Here is a 14,844-nt window from a genome sequence, read left to right as displayed (position 1 = left end):
ACCGGGCAGCCCGGTCTCGCACCTCGATTGGAAATCGCATGAAGAAATCCCGTGTCCTCACGATCGCGGCGGCCGCCGTCGTCTCGACCATCGCCCTCGCGGGCTGCAGCTCCGGAGGCGACGGCGCGTCCGGCTCCGGCGACGCCGCCTCGTGCGCCGCCTCCGACGGCAAGGTCACCCTGAACTTCACCACCTGGGTCCCCAACATGGACAAGGTCGTGGCGCTCTGGAACGAGGAGAACCCCGACATCCAGGTCAAGGTCTCGATCGTGCCGAACGGCAACAGCGGCACCTACCAGAACTTCTTCAACCAGCTGAAGGCGGGCAACGCGCCCGACATCGGTCAGGTCGAGTACGACACCCTCCCCGCGTTCCGCGTGCAGGACGGCCTCGCGAACATCGCGTCGTGCGAGGGCGTCTCCGACGCCGAGGCCGACTACTCCGACGGTCTCTGGAACCAGGTCACCTTCGGCGAGGACGACAGCGTCTACGCGATCCCGCAGGATTCGGGCCCCATGGCCCTCTACTACCGCAAGGACCTCTTCGAGAAGGCCGGCCTCGACGTCCCAACCACGTGGGAGCAGTACGCCGAGGACGCCGTGAAGATCAAGGAGATGGGCGGCAGCATCACGAACTTCGCCAAGGGCGACGTGAACCAGTTCGCCGGTCTCGTCTCGCAGGCCGGCGGCCAGTGGTTCGACACGAGCGACGGCACCTGGACGGTCGACATGACCGACGAGGCCTCGACCAAGGTCGCCGACTACTGGCAGGACCTCATCTCGAAGGACCTCGTCACCACCCTGCCGAGCTTCACCGACGAGTGGAACAACGCCTACAACACCGATCAGGACTGGACCTGGGTCTCGGCCGTCTGGGGTGCCAACACCATCTCGAGCGGCGCCCCCGACACGTCGGGCAAGTGGGCCGTCGCGCCCATGCCGCAGTGGACCGAGGGCGAGACCGCATCGGCCGCCTGGGGCGGATCGTCGAACGTCGTCTTCAAGAACAGCGAGCACCCTGCCGAGGCCTCGAAGTTCCTGGTCTGGCTGAACACCTCGACCGAGTCGCTCGAGGCCCTCAACAAGGAGGCCAACCTGTACCCGGCCTCCAGCACCGGCGCCGACCTGCCCGCCCTGACCTCGGGCGTCGAGTTCTACGGCGACCAGGCCATCTACGAGGACTTCGCCACGGCCGCCGAGAACATCCAGCCCTTCACCTGGGGCCCCACGATGACGCAGACCTACAGCGACATCTCGGACGGCTTCGGCACCGCCGCATCGGGTGACGGCACCCTGCTCGACGCGCTCGAGTCCGGCCAGGAGAAGACGATCGCCGCCCTCGAAGCGCAGTCGATCGCGGTCACGAAGTAGCACGACACCAGCACAGACGGCGCCCGCGCCGGGGGAGTCCTCCTCCGACGCGGGCGCCGTCGTGTGCGCTGTCGCCGTCCTCGCCGAGGAGGCGGGGGTCGGCCAGAGAGGATGCCCTCACGTGACCGAAACGTGACCGACCGTCATTCTCTCGGATGACTCGGGGCTGACGGCGAGTCAATACCGTGATGCCCAGGGGGCGACGGGCGTCTCCTGTCAGCCCAGGAGATCACCGCACATGACCACGTCCCGACTGCTCGCCGTTCTGACCACCGTGGTGGTGGGCGGGTTCGTCCTCGCCGGCTGCACCAGCGAGTCCACCGCGACGCCGACGCCGACGCCGTCCGCGACGGCGGTCGAGGCGACTCCCGCCACGACTCCGAGCGCCACCGTCACCGCGACCGCGGCGCCGGCCCCCGAGGCGACTCCGACCGCGCCGGCCGCGCCGGCCGTCGATCTCGCCGACCCCGTGTCGTGGGTCATGTCGTCGAGCGGGCTCGGCCCCGTCCAGCTCGGTGGCAGCGCCACGGCGACGATCGACGACCTGGCCGCGGCCGGAGGACCCGCCGCGACCCGGCAGGAGGCGTGCCCGGTCATCGGCATCGAGGACCCCGCGATCCCGTTCATCTACTTCGGCACCGAGTCGTTCGACTCCGACGTCATCACGAGTGTCCGTCTCGGAATCGGGTCGGCGCTGGAGGAGGGCCGCCCCTCACCGACGACGGCGGAGGGGATCGGTCTCGACTCGACGCTGGCCGAGGCGCAGGCCGCCTACCCCGGTCTCGAGAGAACGGGCGAGTACAACGCGGTCGAGTACTGGGGTGTGGCGCCCGGAGGCGACGACTGGCTCGTCCTCACCGTCGGCAAGCCCGACCTCGGCGAGGGGGCCGGGATGATCAGCACCATCAGCGTGGGTGACGGCCCGGTGCCCCCGAGCGAGTTCTGCGGCTGATTCTCGCGACGCTGTCCGTCTTCGCGCCGGGCCCCTTTCCGCCGGGTGCTCTCTCGCCGGGCCTCTTCCCGTCGGGCTCGCAGGGGCATACTGTATGCCACACGACGAGCGAGGAGTCACCATGGCGAACGACGGTTTCAGCGCGACCGAGAAGGCGGCGATGAAGCAGCGGGCCGCCGAGCTCCGCGCCGAGGCGAAGCAGCAGAAGGCGGCCGACAAAGCCGCGGCCGACCTGCAGAGCGTGCTCGACGCCCATGCCGCCATGACGGAATCGGAGCGGGTGCTCGCCGAGAACCTCCACGCGATCGTGCTCGAGCAGGCTCCGCAGCTGCTGCCGAAGACCTGGTACGGGTTCCCGTCCTACGCGGGGACCGACGGCAAGATCGTCGTGTTCTTCCAGCCGGGTGCGAAGTTCGGCACGCGATACAGCACGGTCGGGTTCCAAGACGCCGCGACGCTCGACGAGGGGTCGCTCTGGGCCACGTCGTTCGCCTACACCGCGATCGACGACGACTCGACGGCGCGACTCGTCTCGCTGATCCGCCAGGCGACTCAGGGCGCCGAGTAGCGCGGTCGGCTGGCACCGCGCCTCCTTCAAGGCGTCCAGGCATCGATGAGTCACGACGCGCCGCGCGACCGCGGGGGGCGGCGGCGTGTCGTGACTCATCGAGTCGTTCGTGCTGCTGCGGTACTGGCATAGGGTCTTGCTCATGACGCAAGACATGATCGACGAGGTCGTCCGCCAGCGGATCCGCGGGCTGCGCGTGGCTCGGGGGTGGACCCTCGAAGCGCTGTCGTCGCGCTGCTACCTGTCGACGTCGACGCTGAGTCGCATCGAGACCGGGCACCGGCGCATCGCGCTCGACCAGCTCGTGCCCATCGCGCAGGCGCTCGGCACGACGCTCGATCAGCTGGTCGAGCCCGAGGGCGACGACGACGTCGTGATCCGACCAGAAGCCGAGGCGAGCGCCGGCCTGACCGTCTGGCTGCTGTCGCGAGAGCGCGACCGTCGGGGCGTGACGATCGCGAAGATGCGCATCACGTCGGAGCGGGAGGTCGGCGAACCCCGTGTGCACCCTGGGTACGAGTGGTTCACGGTGCTGAGCGGCACGGTGCGGCTGCGGCTCGGCGAGCGGGAGATCCTCGTGCGGCAGGGGCAGGCGGCGGAGTTCTCGACGATGACGCCGCACGCGATCGAGGCGCACGAGGGGCCGGTCGAGGTGCTGACGATCTTCGACCACGACGGCGAGCGGGCGCACATCCCCGGGCACCGCGGCGCCTGAGCGCCGGCGTCTGCTCGTCGAGCAGGAGTGCTCTCGCGAATCGGCTATTACGCATCGATGCGTAATAGCCGGTCGGTGGGATCGCCCCCGGCGCTTGGGTCACTACGCATCGATGCGTAACAGTCGATCGGCGGGATCGCCCCCGCCCCCCAGCGATTCGGTTGCTACGCATCGATGCGTAATAGCCGATCGGTGAATCACCGACCCCCAGGGGCCTGTCCCCGAGGGTTCGGCGGTCGGTATCCGGCGTGTGGATCCGTCGAGGAGGCGCGACGCGCTGGGTGCGCCACGCCGACCGGGTCCGGGGCGGTGCGGGCGCGGTCGGCCGGGGCGGTGGCGTCCGGGTCGGCGGGGTCGCATGAGCCCCGCGCGAGGCGCGGAGGCCAGGTCGTCACCACGATGCTCAGGACGAACGCGGCGAGCAGACCGAGAAGACCGACGGCGAAGGCGCCCGGCGCGAGGGCGCCCGTGATGATGCCGGGCATGGCTTCGTCCGGCGGCAGGCAGACGCCGTCCACGTCGCAGGTCAGGGAGCCGTATGCGGCTCCAGGCGGATGGATGCCTCGTACGGAGAACATCGCGACGACCGAGCCGATGATCACGACGGACGAGGCGAGGGCGAGGGCGCTGATGCGAGAGCGGGGCACGACCTCGAGCTTATGACGACCGTCATGGCTGAAGCCTCGGGCCAGGGTGACGGGACGCGCGTTTCGGGGCCGACCCGCGCCTCCTTGGTGTCCCGCGACCGTGACGGACTCGGGCTGGGCGACACGTGTTGCTCGGAAACCTATGCGGGCGTATGGTTCGGAGCGTGGGCTCATCGACGAGCCCGACCGGCCCCGACGGCCGGCCCCGAACGACGGAAGGCACGCATCATGGCTCGATTCGACAACAAGACCGCACTCGTCACCGGCGGCGGAAGCGGCATCGGCGCCGCGATCTCGCGCTCGCTGGCCGCAGAGGGCGCCTCCGTGGTCGTCACCGACATCAAGCTCGACGCGGCGCAGTCCGTCGTCGACGAGATCGTCGCGGCCGGCGGAACCGCCGCGGCCTTCGAGCAGAACACGGCGAAGGCCGAGCAGTCGGAGGCGGCCGTCGAGTTCGCGAAGACGACCTACGGTGCCCTCCACCTCGCCGTGAACAACGCCGGCATCGGCGCCCCGGCCGCCGACATCGGCGACTACGACATCGCCGCGTGGGATCGCGTCCGCGGAGTCGACCTCGACGGCGTCTTCTACGGCCTCCGCTACCAGCTGCCCGCCATGGTCGAGGCCGGCGGGGGAGCCGTCGTCAACATGAGCTCCGTGCTCGGCTCGGTCGGCATCGCGCAGAACGCCGCCTACGTCGCGAGCAAGCACGCCCTCGTCGGCCTGACCAAGGTCGCCGCCCTCGAGTACTCGGCCCGCGGTGTCCGCACCAACGCCGTCGGTCCCGGGTTCATCGACACCCCGCTCGTCCGCTCCTCGCTCGACGGCGACGCGCTCGCCTACCTCGAGTCGCAGCACGCGACCGGCCGACTCGGCACCGACAAGGAGGTCTCGGCGCTCGTGCTGTTCCTCCTCAGCGACGACGCGTCGTTCATCACGGGCAGCTACCACCTCGTCGACGGCGGCTACTCGGCGCGCTGACCCGCGCCTCCCGCGCCCCCGCCCCTCCTCCGCCTCCCCCTCCGCCTCCCCGCGTCGAGGAGTCACGACACGCCGCGCAGCCCCGAGTGCCCGCGGCGTGTCATGACTCCTCGATTCCACCGACCCGGAGGCCGAGGAGGCGCGCTTCAGGCCTGCTTCAGCGCCGGCCCGCCAGAATGGGCGGGTCGCGCACCCGGCGCGCCGTCAGGAGGCCCCCGTGCGCGTGCTCGTCGTCGAAGACCAGGCCGCGCTCGCCGAAGGGCTCCGGCTGGGGCTCGAGGCCGAGGGCATCGCGGTCGACGTCGCGGCCACCGGCACCGACGGCCTCTGGCGCACCCGCGAGGGCAGCTACGACGCCGTCGTGCTCGACATCATGCTGCCGGGCATGAGCGGCTACGCCGTCTGCCGATCCATGCGCGAGGGCGGCGACTGGACCCCGGTCATCATGCTCACCGCCAAGGACGGCGAGTGGGATCAGGTCGAGGCCCTCGACACCGGCGCCGACGACTACCTCACCAAGCCGTTCTCGTTCGTCGTGCTGCTCGCGCGACTGCGAGCGCTCGTCCGACGCGGCGCCCGCGAACGCCCGGTCGTGCTCGAGGCCGGCGATCTGCGCGTCGACCCCGCCTCGCGCACCGTGCACCGCGGCGACACCGCCGTCGAGCTGACCAGTCGCGAGTTCGCGGTGCTCGAGTTCCTGATGCGGCACGTCGGGCAGGTCGTCACGAAGCGCCAGGTGCTCGACGGCGTCTGGAACGACGACTTCGAGGGCGACCCCAACATCGTCGAGGTCTACGTGCGGCACCTCCGCAACAAGGTCGACCGGCCGTTCGGGCGCGAGGCGATCGTCACGATGCGCGGCGCCGGGTACCGACTGGAGGCGCAGGGTGGCTGACCGGCCCGCGGTCGGGCGCCTCGCCTCCCTCCGTCTGCGGATCACGGTGGCCGCGGTGCTCGCGGTCGCCCTCACGCTGGGCGTCTTCACCCTGGTCTTCGCGCTCGTGCAGCGCGCCGTGCTCGACGACGCCCCGCGGTCGGCCGCCCAGACCGACGCCGACCGGGTCGCGTCGTCGATCGAGGCCGGCACCGCGCCCGCGACGGCCGCGGCGGGCGACACCGACGACGGAGCGGTGCTCGTCGTCGACCGCACCGGTGCCCTGCTCGCCGCCGGGGGAGACGACGACCTGCTCGAGCACCTCACCGACGGCAGCGTCGGCGACCCGTCGGCGCTCGGACCGACGGCGCGGATCGACGGAGACTCGTACGTCGTGGCGACCGAGTCGGCGACCCGTCCGGGCGACGACGACGCGAGCGGCTCGGGGTCGGGCTCGGGCTCGGGTTCGGGCTCGGGTTCGGGCTCGGGCTCGGGCTCGGGCTCCGTCGACTCGGACGACGACGACTCCGACACCGATTCCGACGCCGATTCCGATGCGGAGGACGCCGACGCCGACACGAGCGCCGACCCCGCGGCGACCGTGAGCGTCGTCGCCGTGAGATCCCTGGAGGAGGCGCGGGCCGCCTCCTCGGCCAGTCTCGTCACGCTCGGGGTCGCGATCCCGGTCGCTCTGCTGGTGCTGGCCGTCACGACCTGGCTCGTCGTCGGCAGGGCCCTCCGCCCCGTCGAGGCGATGCGCCGCGAGGTCGACGCGGTCACGGCGGCCCAGCTCGATCGGCGCGTGGCCGACCCCGGCGGCACCGACGAGGTCGCCCGACTCGCCCGCACGCTGAACGACATGCTGGCCCGGCTCGAGTCGTCGGCCGCGGCCCAGCGCCGCTTCGTCGGCGACGCCTCGCACGAGCTGAAGACGCCCCTCGCGACCATCCGCCAGCACGCCGAGGTCGCCCTGCTGCACCCCGAGAGCATCGACGGCGCCGCCCTCGCGGGCACGGTGATGACCGAGGAGGCGCGGCTCACCGGGCTCGTGCAGGGCCTGCTGGTCCTCGCGCGCGCCGACGAGGGAGCGCTCGGCGTCAGTCGTCGCCCCGTCGACCTCGACGACCTCGTGGTGACCGAGACGGCGCGGCTGCGCGGGGCGACACCGGGTCTCACCGTGGAGGCGACGGGCGTCGGCCCGGCCCGGGTCGACGGCGACGAGGGACTGCTCGGCCAGGTGGTGCGCAACCTGCTCGCCAACGCCGCACGGCACGCCGAGACGCGGGTCGCGGTGTGGCTGGTCGAGCGGCACGGGCGGGCCGTGCTGACGGTCGACGACGACGGAGCCGGAGTGCCGCACGCCGACCGCGAGCGCGTCTTCGACCGGTTCGTGCGACTCGACGAGGCCCGCACCCGCGACTCGGGCGGCAGCGGTCTGGGGCTCGCGATCGTCCGCGAGATCGCCCGCGTGCACGGCGGCACGGTCACGGTCGGCGAGTCCCCGCTGGGCGGCGCCCGCTTCGTCGTCGACCTGCCCGCCGGCGCGGCCTGAGCGGGCGGGACGGGCCGACCCGCGCCTCCTGAAGGTGCCGACCTGCCGCTCCTCGGCGGGCCGACCCGCGCCTCCTGAACGGTTCTTCAGCGGGCTTCAGTGTCGCTTCAGCGCCCCCGATCCAGAGTGATGTCATCAGCTCGACCGGCGCCCCCGCCGCGTCGGAAGCCGGCCCCAGGGCCCCACGATCGGAGACACCGTGAAGAAGAAGACCATGATCATCGCCGGAGCGGCCGCGGCCGTCATCGTCCTCGCCGGTGGCGGCATCGCCGTCGCGTCGACCCTGGACGACCGCGTGTCGGCGTCCGACCGCGAGTCCGTGTCGCAGGCGGCGCTCGCCGAGGTCGGCAGCGGAGTCGTGACCGACGTCGACCGCCTCGACGACGGCCTCGAGGGCTACGAGGTCGACGTCACTCGCGACGACGGCCGCGAGGTCTCGGTGCTGCTCGACGGCGAGGGCGTCGTCGTGTCGAGCCGGGTCGACGACCGCGGCGACTCGCGCGACTCGGACGACGGCGGCTCGACCGGCTCGACCGGCAGCGACGACGCGGACGACGGCGACGACGTCGCGACCGGCTCCGCCTCCGTCGCGCCCACCACGGGCGACCGTGACGACGCCGACCTGACCGGGGCCGACTACGACCGTGCCTCGGCCGCCGCCATCGAGGCCGCGGGCGGCGGCGTCGTCACCGACGCCGACCGGAGCGACGACCGCGACGTGGCCTACGAGGTCGACGTGCGCCTCGACGACGGCACCGAGGTCGACGTCGACCTCGACGCCGACTTCGGCGTGGTGCGCACCGACGTGGACTCGCCCCGCCGCTGACCGACGGGCTCCGCAGCCGAGGAGGCGCGGGTCGGCTCCCATGCCGACCCGCGCCTCCCGCGGTCTCCGCCGCCGTCCCTCCCGGCGGTGCCCGCCCGATGTCGTACCCGCTGCGCCCGCCCCGATGTCGTACCCGACTGGCAGGATGACCCCGTGCCCCAGTTCATCCCCGCCCGCGGCGATCACACCTTCGTCGATCAGCACGGTGTCACCGTCCACTACTACGTGTGGCGTGCGGCCACGCCCAAGGGCGTCGTGCAGATCGCGCACGGCGTCGCCGAGCACGCGTTGCGCTACGAGGCGCTCGCCCACGATCTCGTGCGGGCCGGCTACACGGTCTACGCCGACGACCACCTCGGGCACGGCGAGACCGGGCTCGGCCAGTGGGGCGGCGATCACACGAAGCTCGGTCGTCTCGGCCCGTCGGGTCTCGCGGGCACGATCGAGGCGATCACCCAGCTGACGGGCATCATCCGAGCCGATGAGCCCGGCCTGCCGCTGGTCGGCCTCGGGCACTCGTGGGGGTCGCTCATGATGCAGAAGATCGTCGACCGGCAGGCGTCGCTCTTCGACGCCGTCGTGCTGAGCGGCACGGCCTACCGCATGCCGGGCAGCATGAACGGCGGCGACCTCAACGCCCGGCACGCGCATGAGGGCGGCACCGGGTTCGAATGGCTCAGCCGCGACCCCGCCGTGATCGAGCGCGCCGTCGCCGACCCCCTGATGACCGTCGCGACCGTGGCGAAGCTGTTCGGCTACCGCGACGCGCTGCGGCTCTTCGGGCGGCCGTCGCGGTCGCTCGACTCCGACCCGCCGCTGCTGATCCTGGTCGGCAGCGACGACACCCTCGGCGGCGAGGCGAGCGCCCGCAGGCTCGCGTCGGCGTATCTCGGTCGCAGCGGCCTCAGCGACGTCGAGCTGATCGTCTACACCGGCGCCCGGCACGAGGTCTTCAACGAGACGAACCGCGACGAGGTCGTGGCCGATCTCGTCCGGTGGCTCGACGACCGCGTGGCCTAGGCTGCGACTCATGCACGGTGAGTACAAGGTCCCTGGCGGCAAGCTCGTGGTCGTCGATCTCGAGGTGGGCGACGGGCGCATCGCCGGATTCCGGCTCGCCGGCGACTTCTTCCTCGAGCCCGACACGGCGCTCGACGCCATCGACCGCGCCGTCAACGGCCTGCCGGTCGAGTCCGACGCGGCGACGATCGCCGCGGCCATCCGTCGCGGTCTGCCCGACGATGCGGTGCTGCTCGGCTTCAGCCCCGAGGCCATCGCGGTCGCCGTCCGCCGCAGCCTCTCGAAGGCCACCGACTGGCGCGACTACGACTGGCAGATCATCCACGACGAGCCGGTCTCGCCCAACATGCACCTCGCGCTCGACCAGGTGCTGACCGAGGAGGTCGGCGCCGGTCGCCGCGGCCCGACCCTGCGCTTCTGGGAGTGGAACCAGCCGGCCGTCGTGATCGGCAGCTTCCAGTCGCTGAAGAACGAGGTCGACCTCGACAACGCGGCGACGCACGGCTTCGAGGTCGTCCGTCGGATCAGCGGCGGCGGCGCCATGTTCATGGACGCCGAGTCGATCGTCACCTACTCGCTGTACGCACCGGGCGAGCTCGTGCAGGGCATGAGCTTCGCCGATTCGTACGCGTATCTCGACGAGTGGGTGATCACGGCGCTCAAGTCGCTCGGCATCGACGCGTTCTACCAGCCGCTCAACGACATCACGTCGGCCAAGGGCAAGATCGGCGGGGCAGCGCAGAAGCGCCTCGGCAACGGCGCCCTGCTGCATCACGCCACGATGTCGTACGACATGGACGGCGAGAAGATGGTGCAGGTGCTGCGCATCGGCCGCGAGAAGATGAGCGACAAGGGCACGACCAGCGCGGCGAAGCGCGTCGATCCGCTGCGCAGTCAGACCGGGCTGCCCCGCACCGAGATCATCGAGCGGCTCAAGCAGACCTTCGCCGGGCTGTACGGCGCGACGACGGGTCGCGTCACCGACGACGAACTCGCTCAGGCCGAGCAGCTCGTGATGACGAAGTTCGCGACGCCGGAGTGGCTGCGCCGCGTCCCCTGAGCGCCCCGCGCGCCGTCCGGCCGCGAGGCTCGCCGTGGGGCGACGGTGGACGGAAGCGGCCCTTCGTGCGGCTGCGAGGGGCGTCATCTGACCACCGTCGGGTTCGGCGGCGAGTGCCGACGGCGACGGTGGGCGGAACCGGCCCTTCGTGCGGCCGCGAAGGGCGTCATCTGACCACCGTGGGGTTCGGCGGCGTGCGCCGGGTGCGACGGTGGGCGGAACCAGCCCTTCGTGCGGCCGGGAAGGGCGTCATCCGACCACCGTGGCCGCCGCCGGTCCAAGCGGGCTGGCGGCCCGGGTCAGCGCTTCAGGAGCTCGCGGTAGTCGACGTGCTCGTCGATGTAGTCGACCACGAACGGGCAGAGCGGGACGACCCGGCGGGTGCTGTTCTCGCGCACGTCGTCGAGCGCACCCTGCACGAGCTGCGCGCCGAGGCCGGTCGAGCGTCGGCTCGGCTCGATCTCGGTGTGCGTGAAGCGGATCTCGTCGCCGACGATCTCGTAGGCGGCGAAGCCCACGGTCGTGTCGCCCTCCACGAGGGCGTACTGGTTCTGGTCCGGACGGTTCTCTACTACGGCGTTCATCCCGTCACGCTACGCCCGCCCCCTCCGCCCCGCCCCTCGCCCCCTCCGGCCCGCCCTCGCCCCTCCGCCCCGCCCCGCTCCGGTCGGATCCGGCCCGCAGGAGGCGCGGCGAGGGTGGGCGGAGCCGGGCCCGGCACGCGACAGAATGGAGGCATGCCCCTGAACTGGACCAGCGCCTCCTCGAGCCTCGTGGTCCAGGGTGACAACCTCGAGGTGACGCCGCGACTGCCGGACGAGGCGTTCACGGTCGTCTACCTCGACCCGCCGTTCAACACGGGGCGGACGCAGAAGCGGCGGACGACCACCTCGGTCCGCAGCGCCGACGATTCGGTGACCGCCGTCACCGGTTTCAAGGGCGTCGCGTACGAGCGGATCCGCGGCGACCTGATGCGCTACGACGACCGCTTCGACGACTACTGGTCGTTCCTCGAGCCGAGACTCGCCGAGGCCTGGCGCCTGCTCGCCCCCGACGGCACCCTCTATCTGCACCTCGACTACCGCGAAGCGCACTACGCGAAGGTGCTGCTCGACGTGCTGTTCGGTCGCGACAACTTCCTGAACGAGATCATCTGGGCATACGACTACGGCGCGAAGAGCCGCAACCGGTGGCCCACCAAGCACGACACGATCCTCGTCTACGTGAAGGACCCTGCCCGGTACCACTTCGACTCCGAGACGGTCGACCGCGAGCCCTACATGGCTCCCGGCCTGGTCACACCCGAGAAGGTCGCTCGGGGCAAGCTGCCGACCGACGTCTGGTGGCACACGATCGTGTCGCCGACGGGCCGCGAGAAGACCGGCTACCCGACGCAGAAGCCCGAAGGCGTGCTGAGGCGCATGATCCAGGCGTCGAGCCGCGAGGGCGACTGGGTGCTCGACTTCTTCGCCGGGAGCGGCACGACCGGAGCCGTGGCCGAGTCGCTCGGTCGGCGTTTCGTGCTGGTCGACAGCAACGAGGAGGCGGTGGCCGTGATGCGCAGGCGGCTCCCGCAGGCGGACGTCGCGGTGGTCAAGCCCCGCGCGACGCGCAAGCCTGCCGCTCGCAAGCCCGCTGCCGCTCGGAAGCCGTCAACCGCGAAGCCGGCGACCGCGAAGCCGGCCACCGCGAAGCCGGCACGGACGACGGTCGCCGAGGCGGACTGACTGCGTGAGACCGCCCCTGTCGCGGGGAGGTCGAGGCCGCAGGCCCGGCGCTGAGCAGGAGGGGTTCAGGCGGCGGTCTGCGTGATCTGCTGACCGTGGTCGACGGCGTGGGCACCACCGGCTGAGACGGTGCCGCGGACGACCGCGACCAGCTGCTCGTGCGTGAGCGACTGGAGCATCTGGGCGTTCATCAGAGGAGTCCGATGGCGGTGCCGACGGCCGCGCCGAGGCTGACCACCGTGCCGAGACCGGCGACGACGATGACGACGACCGTCGTATCGTGGCCGGTGTCGATCGGGTTCGAGCGACGTCCTCGAGGCGTCGGGGTGAGTGCAGTCATGTCCTGCTCGTTTCTGGCATCCCTGCGATGCCGGCTGATCCATCGTGATCGGTGCTGCGGTCACGAGCCGACCGGGGGTCGATCCGTGCGACTCCGGCCGTGAACCGGGGTCGGTGGCCCCGCCGTGAATCGGGGCCGTCCGATGAGACTGGCAGAGGGTGCCTAGGTTGTCTAGATATTCGCCGGCTCGATTCGTTCAGCGGATACGGGTCTCGGAGTCGGCCGGATCGCGGCTCTCGGCCGTGCTCTCCGCCGTGCTCTCGGCCGTGTCCTCCGCTTCGGCGGCGTGGTCGTCGATCGACAGCGCCTCCGACATCGAGTCGAGGAACGACGCGACGACCGCCTGCTCGTCGGCGGACATCGACTCGGCCGTCACGATCATGCGCCGGTGCATGGCCGACAGCGTCGAGCGCACCTCGACGTGCGAGTCGTTCGTGACGGTCAGCAGCACGCCGCGCCGGTCGGTCGGGTGCGGGTTGCGTCGCAGGTGGCCGCTGGCGACCAGTCGGGCGATCAAGACCGAGGTCGAGGCCGAGGTGATGCCGAGATGGGCTGCGAGGTCCTTCGCGTTGACGTCCTCACCGCGGCGGGACGCCCGCACCAGGAATCTCAGAGCGGCCAGGTCGGTGTCGCCCATGCCCATCGAGTCGCGGGTCCGCTTGCGCATGTCCGACTCGGCGGAGCGGTAGCGCCGCAGGGCGTTGAGCACCTCGACCCCGCGCTCTTCGGCGCTGCTCGTGTACCAGTAGCCGGTGGCGTCGTAGAGGGCCGAGGGTCTGTTGGTCGCCATGCTAGAGAGACTAGCTTCACCGGCGGCGGACATGCCAAGGGCCGCACCTCGAGACGAGGGGCGGCCCTTGTGGTCGTCGCACCTCCCGCGTGAGCTTCACGGGCAGGGTACGCCGGGGATGAGACGACCGGGGAGGTGACTAGCACCTCCAGCAAGGAACACGCTACCCCCTCGCGGCGCCGGTTCGGTCCGCGGCGAGGGATACCGAGGCGACCTCCAGCTTCCGACCCGCGCCCTGCGCGGGCCTGCTGCGAGCCCGACGCGGGGCGCGCTCCTGATCGCCGCCGAGCCGACGAACTAGGCTCGACGCGATGACCTCCCGCCCCTTCTCGTCCCGCACGGCGATCCTGCTGCCCCTCGCTGCGATCGTCGCCGCGGCGCTGCTCGCGTCGTGCTCGGCGGCGACTCCCGCGCCCACGACTCCGGCCTCGCCCAGCCCGTCCGAGACGCCCACGGCGGCGACGCCGGTTCCGTCTGAGACCGAGGAGGCGCCTCCTGCGTCCCCGACGACGCCCGCCTTCGACAGGTCGGCGCGGTCCATCGACGACCCGTCGAGCCTCTGGGTCGTCAGTGACAAGCTGCGTCCGCTCGACCCCGTCGACTACGTCCCGACCGATCTCGTCACGCCCGACGTGCAGAGTCAGAACCCGCCCACGCTGCGCGCCGAGGTCGCCGACGCGGTCGTCGAGATGTTCGCCGCGGGGGAGGCGGAGGGCGCGGGGGCGTTCCAGGTGCAGAGCGCGTACCGGTCGTATGACACGCAGGTCAGCGTCTACGACGGCTGGGTGCAGCGACTCGGGCAGACCCAGGCCGACGCGCAGAGCGCCCGCCCCGGGTTCAGCGAGCATCAGACCGGGCTCGCCCTCGACATCAGCCCCGTGCCCCTCAGCTGCGCGCTGCAGGCGTGCTTCGGCGACACCCCGCAGGGGCAGTGGCTCGCAGCCAACGCCTGGCGGTTCGGCTTTCTGCTGCGATACCCCGCCGACAAGGTCGCGGTGACCGGGTTCACCTTCGAGCCGTGGCACTTCCGGTACATCGGCACGGACCTGTCGACCGAGATGCACGAGACGGGCGTGACGACACTCGAGGAGTTCTTCGGCCTGCCTGCGGCGCCCGGCTACGCCGGCTGACCCCATGCGACGTCCGCCCGCCGACGAGAAGCCCGCCACAGGTCGACAGCTCGTCATGATCGGCCTAGTCTTCGTCGCACTCGGCGTAGGGGCGTTCCTCGCATTCAGCTACTGGGACTGGCGCGGACGGATCGAAGGGATCGCCCTGTTCGGCGTGCCGGTCGGCATCATCGTGATCTTCTGGGGCATCGTCCGGTCGGCGCGCGACACGGTGCGTCGCCTGCGCGCCCGTCGCGACGACTGACGCGCGGTCTCGTGGCAGCAAGACGGACGTGTTCGTCGGACTAGGGCG

18 protein-coding genes are annotated in these 14,844 nt (G+C 71.4%); 13 read left to right on the top strand and 5 right to left on the bottom strand.

All coding sequences use genetic code 11. The features are described from left to right. The first annotated feature begins 38 nt into the window (after positions 1-38). The 4 genes from ACZZY9_RS06765 to ACZZY9_RS06750 all read left to right on the top strand — a co-directional run bounded on the left by ACZZY9_RS06765 (position 39) and on the right by ACZZY9_RS06750 (position 3,605). The gene (locus ACZZY9_RS06765; protein WP_463463505.1) at positions 39-1,370 is read left to right on the top strand and encodes an ABC transporter substrate-binding protein; all 1,332 of its coding nucleotides are present in this window, start codon (positions 39-41) and stop codon (positions 1,368-1,370) included. Between the two features lie 238 nt (positions 1,371-1,608). Beyond that, positions 1,609-2,322, top strand: a complete 714-nt coding sequence (locus ACZZY9_RS06760; protein ID WP_463463504.1) for a hypothetical protein — start codon at positions 1,609-1,611, stop codon at positions 2,320-2,322. 121 nt (positions 2,323-2,443) lie between these two features. Then, a complete protein-coding gene (locus ACZZY9_RS06755) occupies positions 2,444-2,890 on the top strand; it encodes a hypothetical protein (RefSeq protein ID WP_463463503.1) in 447 nt (148 codons plus the stop codon). 142 nt (positions 2,891-3,032) lie between these two features. Beyond that, entirely contained in the window at positions 3,033-3,605 is a 573-nt protein-coding gene (locus tag ACZZY9_RS06750) for a helix-turn-helix domain-containing protein (RefSeq protein ID WP_463463502.1), read from the top strand. Between the two features lie 197 nt (positions 3,606-3,802). Here ACZZY9_RS06750 and ACZZY9_RS06745 read toward each other — a convergent pair whose 3' ends face one another. After that, positions 3,803-4,252 (bottom strand): hypothetical protein, encoded by a 450-nt coding sequence (locus tag ACZZY9_RS06745; RefSeq protein WP_463463501.1) that lies wholly within the window; start codon positions 4,250-4,252, stop codon positions 3,803-3,805. Positions 4,253-4,480: 228 nt separating this feature from the next. Between ACZZY9_RS06745 and ACZZY9_RS06740 the strand changes: the two genes are divergently transcribed. The 6 genes from ACZZY9_RS06740 to ACZZY9_RS06715 all read left to right on the top strand — a co-directional run bounded on the left by ACZZY9_RS06740 (position 4,481) and on the right by ACZZY9_RS06715 (position 10,565). Beyond that, positions 4,481-5,233 (top strand): SDR family NAD(P)-dependent oxidoreductase, encoded by a 753-nt coding sequence (locus tag ACZZY9_RS06740; protein ID WP_463463500.1) that lies wholly within the window; start codon positions 4,481-4,483, stop codon positions 5,231-5,233. A 217-nt stretch (positions 5,234-5,450) separates the two neighbouring features. Next, complete coding sequence (locus ACZZY9_RS06735) at positions 5,451-6,128, top strand: response regulator transcription factor (RefSeq protein ID WP_192060774.1); 678 nt, start codon at positions 5,451-5,453, stop codon at positions 6,126-6,128. After that, on the top strand, positions 6,121-7,659 hold the full coding sequence (locus ACZZY9_RS06730; protein WP_463463499.1) for a sensor histidine kinase: 1,539 nt from the start codon (positions 6,121-6,123) through the stop codon (positions 7,657-7,659). Before ACZZY9_RS06735 ends, ACZZY9_RS06730 begins: the two co-directional genes overlap by 8 nt. 199 nt (positions 7,660-7,858) lie before the next feature. Beyond that, positions 7,859-8,485: a PepSY domain-containing protein gene (locus tag ACZZY9_RS06725; protein WP_463463498.1), complete on the top strand. Its 627-nt coding sequence runs from the start codon at positions 7,859-7,861 to the stop codon at positions 8,483-8,485. 153 nt (positions 8,486-8,638) lie between these two features. Further along, on the top strand, positions 8,639-9,505 hold the full coding sequence (locus tag ACZZY9_RS06720) for an alpha/beta hydrolase (protein ID WP_463463497.1): 867 nt from the start codon (positions 8,639-8,641) through the stop codon (positions 9,503-9,505). Positions 9,506-9,515: 10 nt separating this feature from the next. Continuing rightward, positions 9,516-10,565 carry a lipoate--protein ligase family protein gene (locus ACZZY9_RS06715; protein ID WP_463463496.1) on the top strand — a complete coding sequence of 350 codons (1,050 nt, stop codon included), beginning with the start codon at positions 9,516-9,518 and terminating at the stop codon, positions 10,563-10,565. A gap of 299 nt (positions 10,566-10,864) precedes the next feature. Here the strand turns inward: ACZZY9_RS06715 and ACZZY9_RS06710 are convergent, their stop codons facing one another. Further along, complete coding sequence (locus tag ACZZY9_RS06710; RefSeq protein ID WP_463463495.1) at positions 10,865-11,149, bottom strand: GNAT family N-acetyltransferase; 285 nt, start codon at positions 11,147-11,149, stop codon at positions 10,865-10,867. Positions 11,150-11,302: 153 nt separating this feature from the next. On the opposite strand from ACZZY9_RS06710, the gene ACZZY9_RS06705 reads away from it, so the two are divergent. Further along, the gene (locus tag ACZZY9_RS06705; protein ID WP_463463494.1) at positions 11,303-12,292 is read left to right on the top strand and encodes a DNA-methyltransferase; all 990 of its coding nucleotides are present in this window, start codon (positions 11,303-11,305) and stop codon (positions 12,290-12,292) included. 65 nt (positions 12,293-12,357) lie between these two features. Here ACZZY9_RS06705 and ACZZY9_RS06700 read toward each other — a convergent pair whose 3' ends face one another. The 3 genes from ACZZY9_RS06700 to ACZZY9_RS06690 form a co-directional block, all read right to left on the bottom strand. Then, positions 12,358-12,483, bottom strand: coding sequence for a hypothetical protein (locus tag ACZZY9_RS06700; protein WP_256415641.1), 126 nt, complete (start codon positions 12,481-12,483; stop codon positions 12,358-12,360). Further along, complete coding sequence (locus tag ACZZY9_RS06695; RefSeq protein ID WP_463463493.1) at positions 12,483-12,632, bottom strand: hypothetical protein; 150 nt, start codon at positions 12,630-12,632, stop codon at positions 12,483-12,485. The genes ACZZY9_RS06700 and ACZZY9_RS06695 overlap by 1 nt, the downstream gene beginning before the upstream one ends. A gap of 196 nt (positions 12,633-12,828) precedes the next feature. Further along, positions 12,829-13,422, bottom strand: a complete 594-nt coding sequence (locus tag ACZZY9_RS06690) for a MarR family winged helix-turn-helix transcriptional regulator (protein ID WP_463463492.1) — start codon at positions 13,420-13,422, stop codon at positions 12,829-12,831. A 311-nt stretch (positions 13,423-13,733) separates the two neighbouring features. Here ACZZY9_RS06690 and ACZZY9_RS06685 point away from each other — a divergent pair, with 311 nt between their 5' ends. Continuing rightward, positions 13,734-14,552, top strand: coding sequence for a M15 family metallopeptidase (locus tag ACZZY9_RS06685; protein WP_463463491.1), 819 nt, complete (start codon positions 13,734-13,736; stop codon positions 14,550-14,552). Between the two features lie 4 nt (positions 14,553-14,556). Continuing rightward, a complete protein-coding gene (locus ACZZY9_RS06680; protein WP_463463490.1) occupies positions 14,557-14,796 on the top strand; it encodes a hypothetical protein in 240 nt (79 codons plus the stop codon). The last annotated feature ends 48 nt before the right edge of the window (positions 14,797-14,844 follow it).

This window comes from Frigoribacterium sp. AC394, assembly GCF_979258095.1.
This window is presented reverse-complemented; position numbering and strand designations above follow the sequence as displayed.

Excerpts from the sequence above, each read along its gene's own strand:
- ACZZY9_RS06765 (WP_463463505.1), top strand. The coding sequence starts at position 39 with ATGAAGAAATCCCGTGTCCTCACGATCGCGGCGGCCGCCGTCGTCTCG.
- ACZZY9_RS06760 (WP_463463504.1), top strand. The coding sequence starts at position 1,609 with ATGACCACGTCCCGACTGCTCGCCGTTCTGACCACCGTGGTGGTGGGC.
- ACZZY9_RS06755 (WP_463463503.1), top strand. The coding sequence starts at position 2,444 with ATGGCGAACGACGGTTTCAGCGCGACCGAGAAGGCGGCGATGAAGCAG.
- ACZZY9_RS06750 (WP_463463502.1), top strand. The coding sequence starts at position 3,033 with ATGACGCAAGACATGATCGACGAGGTCGTCCGCCAGCGGATCCGCGGG.
- ACZZY9_RS06740 (WP_463463500.1), top strand. The coding sequence starts at position 4,481 with ATGGCTCGATTCGACAACAAGACCGCACTCGTCACCGGCGGCGGAAGC.
- ACZZY9_RS06715 (WP_463463496.1), top strand. The coding sequence starts at position 9,516 with ATGCACGGTGAGTACAAGGTCCCTGGCGGCAAGCTCGTGGTCGTCGAT.
- ACZZY9_RS06710 (WP_463463495.1), bottom strand. The coding sequence starts at position 11,149 with ATGAACGCCGTAGTAGAGAACCGTCCGGACCAGAACCAGTACGCCCTC.
- ACZZY9_RS06705 (WP_463463494.1), top strand. The coding sequence starts at position 11,303 with ATGCCCCTGAACTGGACCAGCGCCTCCTCGAGCCTCGTGGTCCAGGGT.
- ACZZY9_RS06700 (WP_256415641.1), bottom strand. The coding sequence starts at position 12,483 with ATGAACGCCCAGATGCTCCAGTCGCTCACGCACGAGCAGCTGGTCGCG.
- ACZZY9_RS06695 (WP_463463493.1), bottom strand. The coding sequence starts at position 12,632 with ATGACTGCACTCACCCCGACGCCTCGAGGACGTCGCTCGAACCCGATC.
- ACZZY9_RS06690 (WP_463463492.1), bottom strand. The coding sequence starts at position 13,422 with ATGGCGACCAACAGACCCTCGGCCCTCTACGACGCCACCGGCTACTGG.
- ACZZY9_RS06685 (WP_463463491.1), top strand. The coding sequence starts at position 13,734 with ATGACCTCCCGCCCCTTCTCGTCCCGCACGGCGATCCTGCTGCCCCTC.
- ACZZY9_RS06680 (WP_463463490.1), top strand. The coding sequence starts at position 14,557 with ATGCGACGTCCGCCCGCCGACGAGAAGCCCGCCACAGGTCGACAGCTC.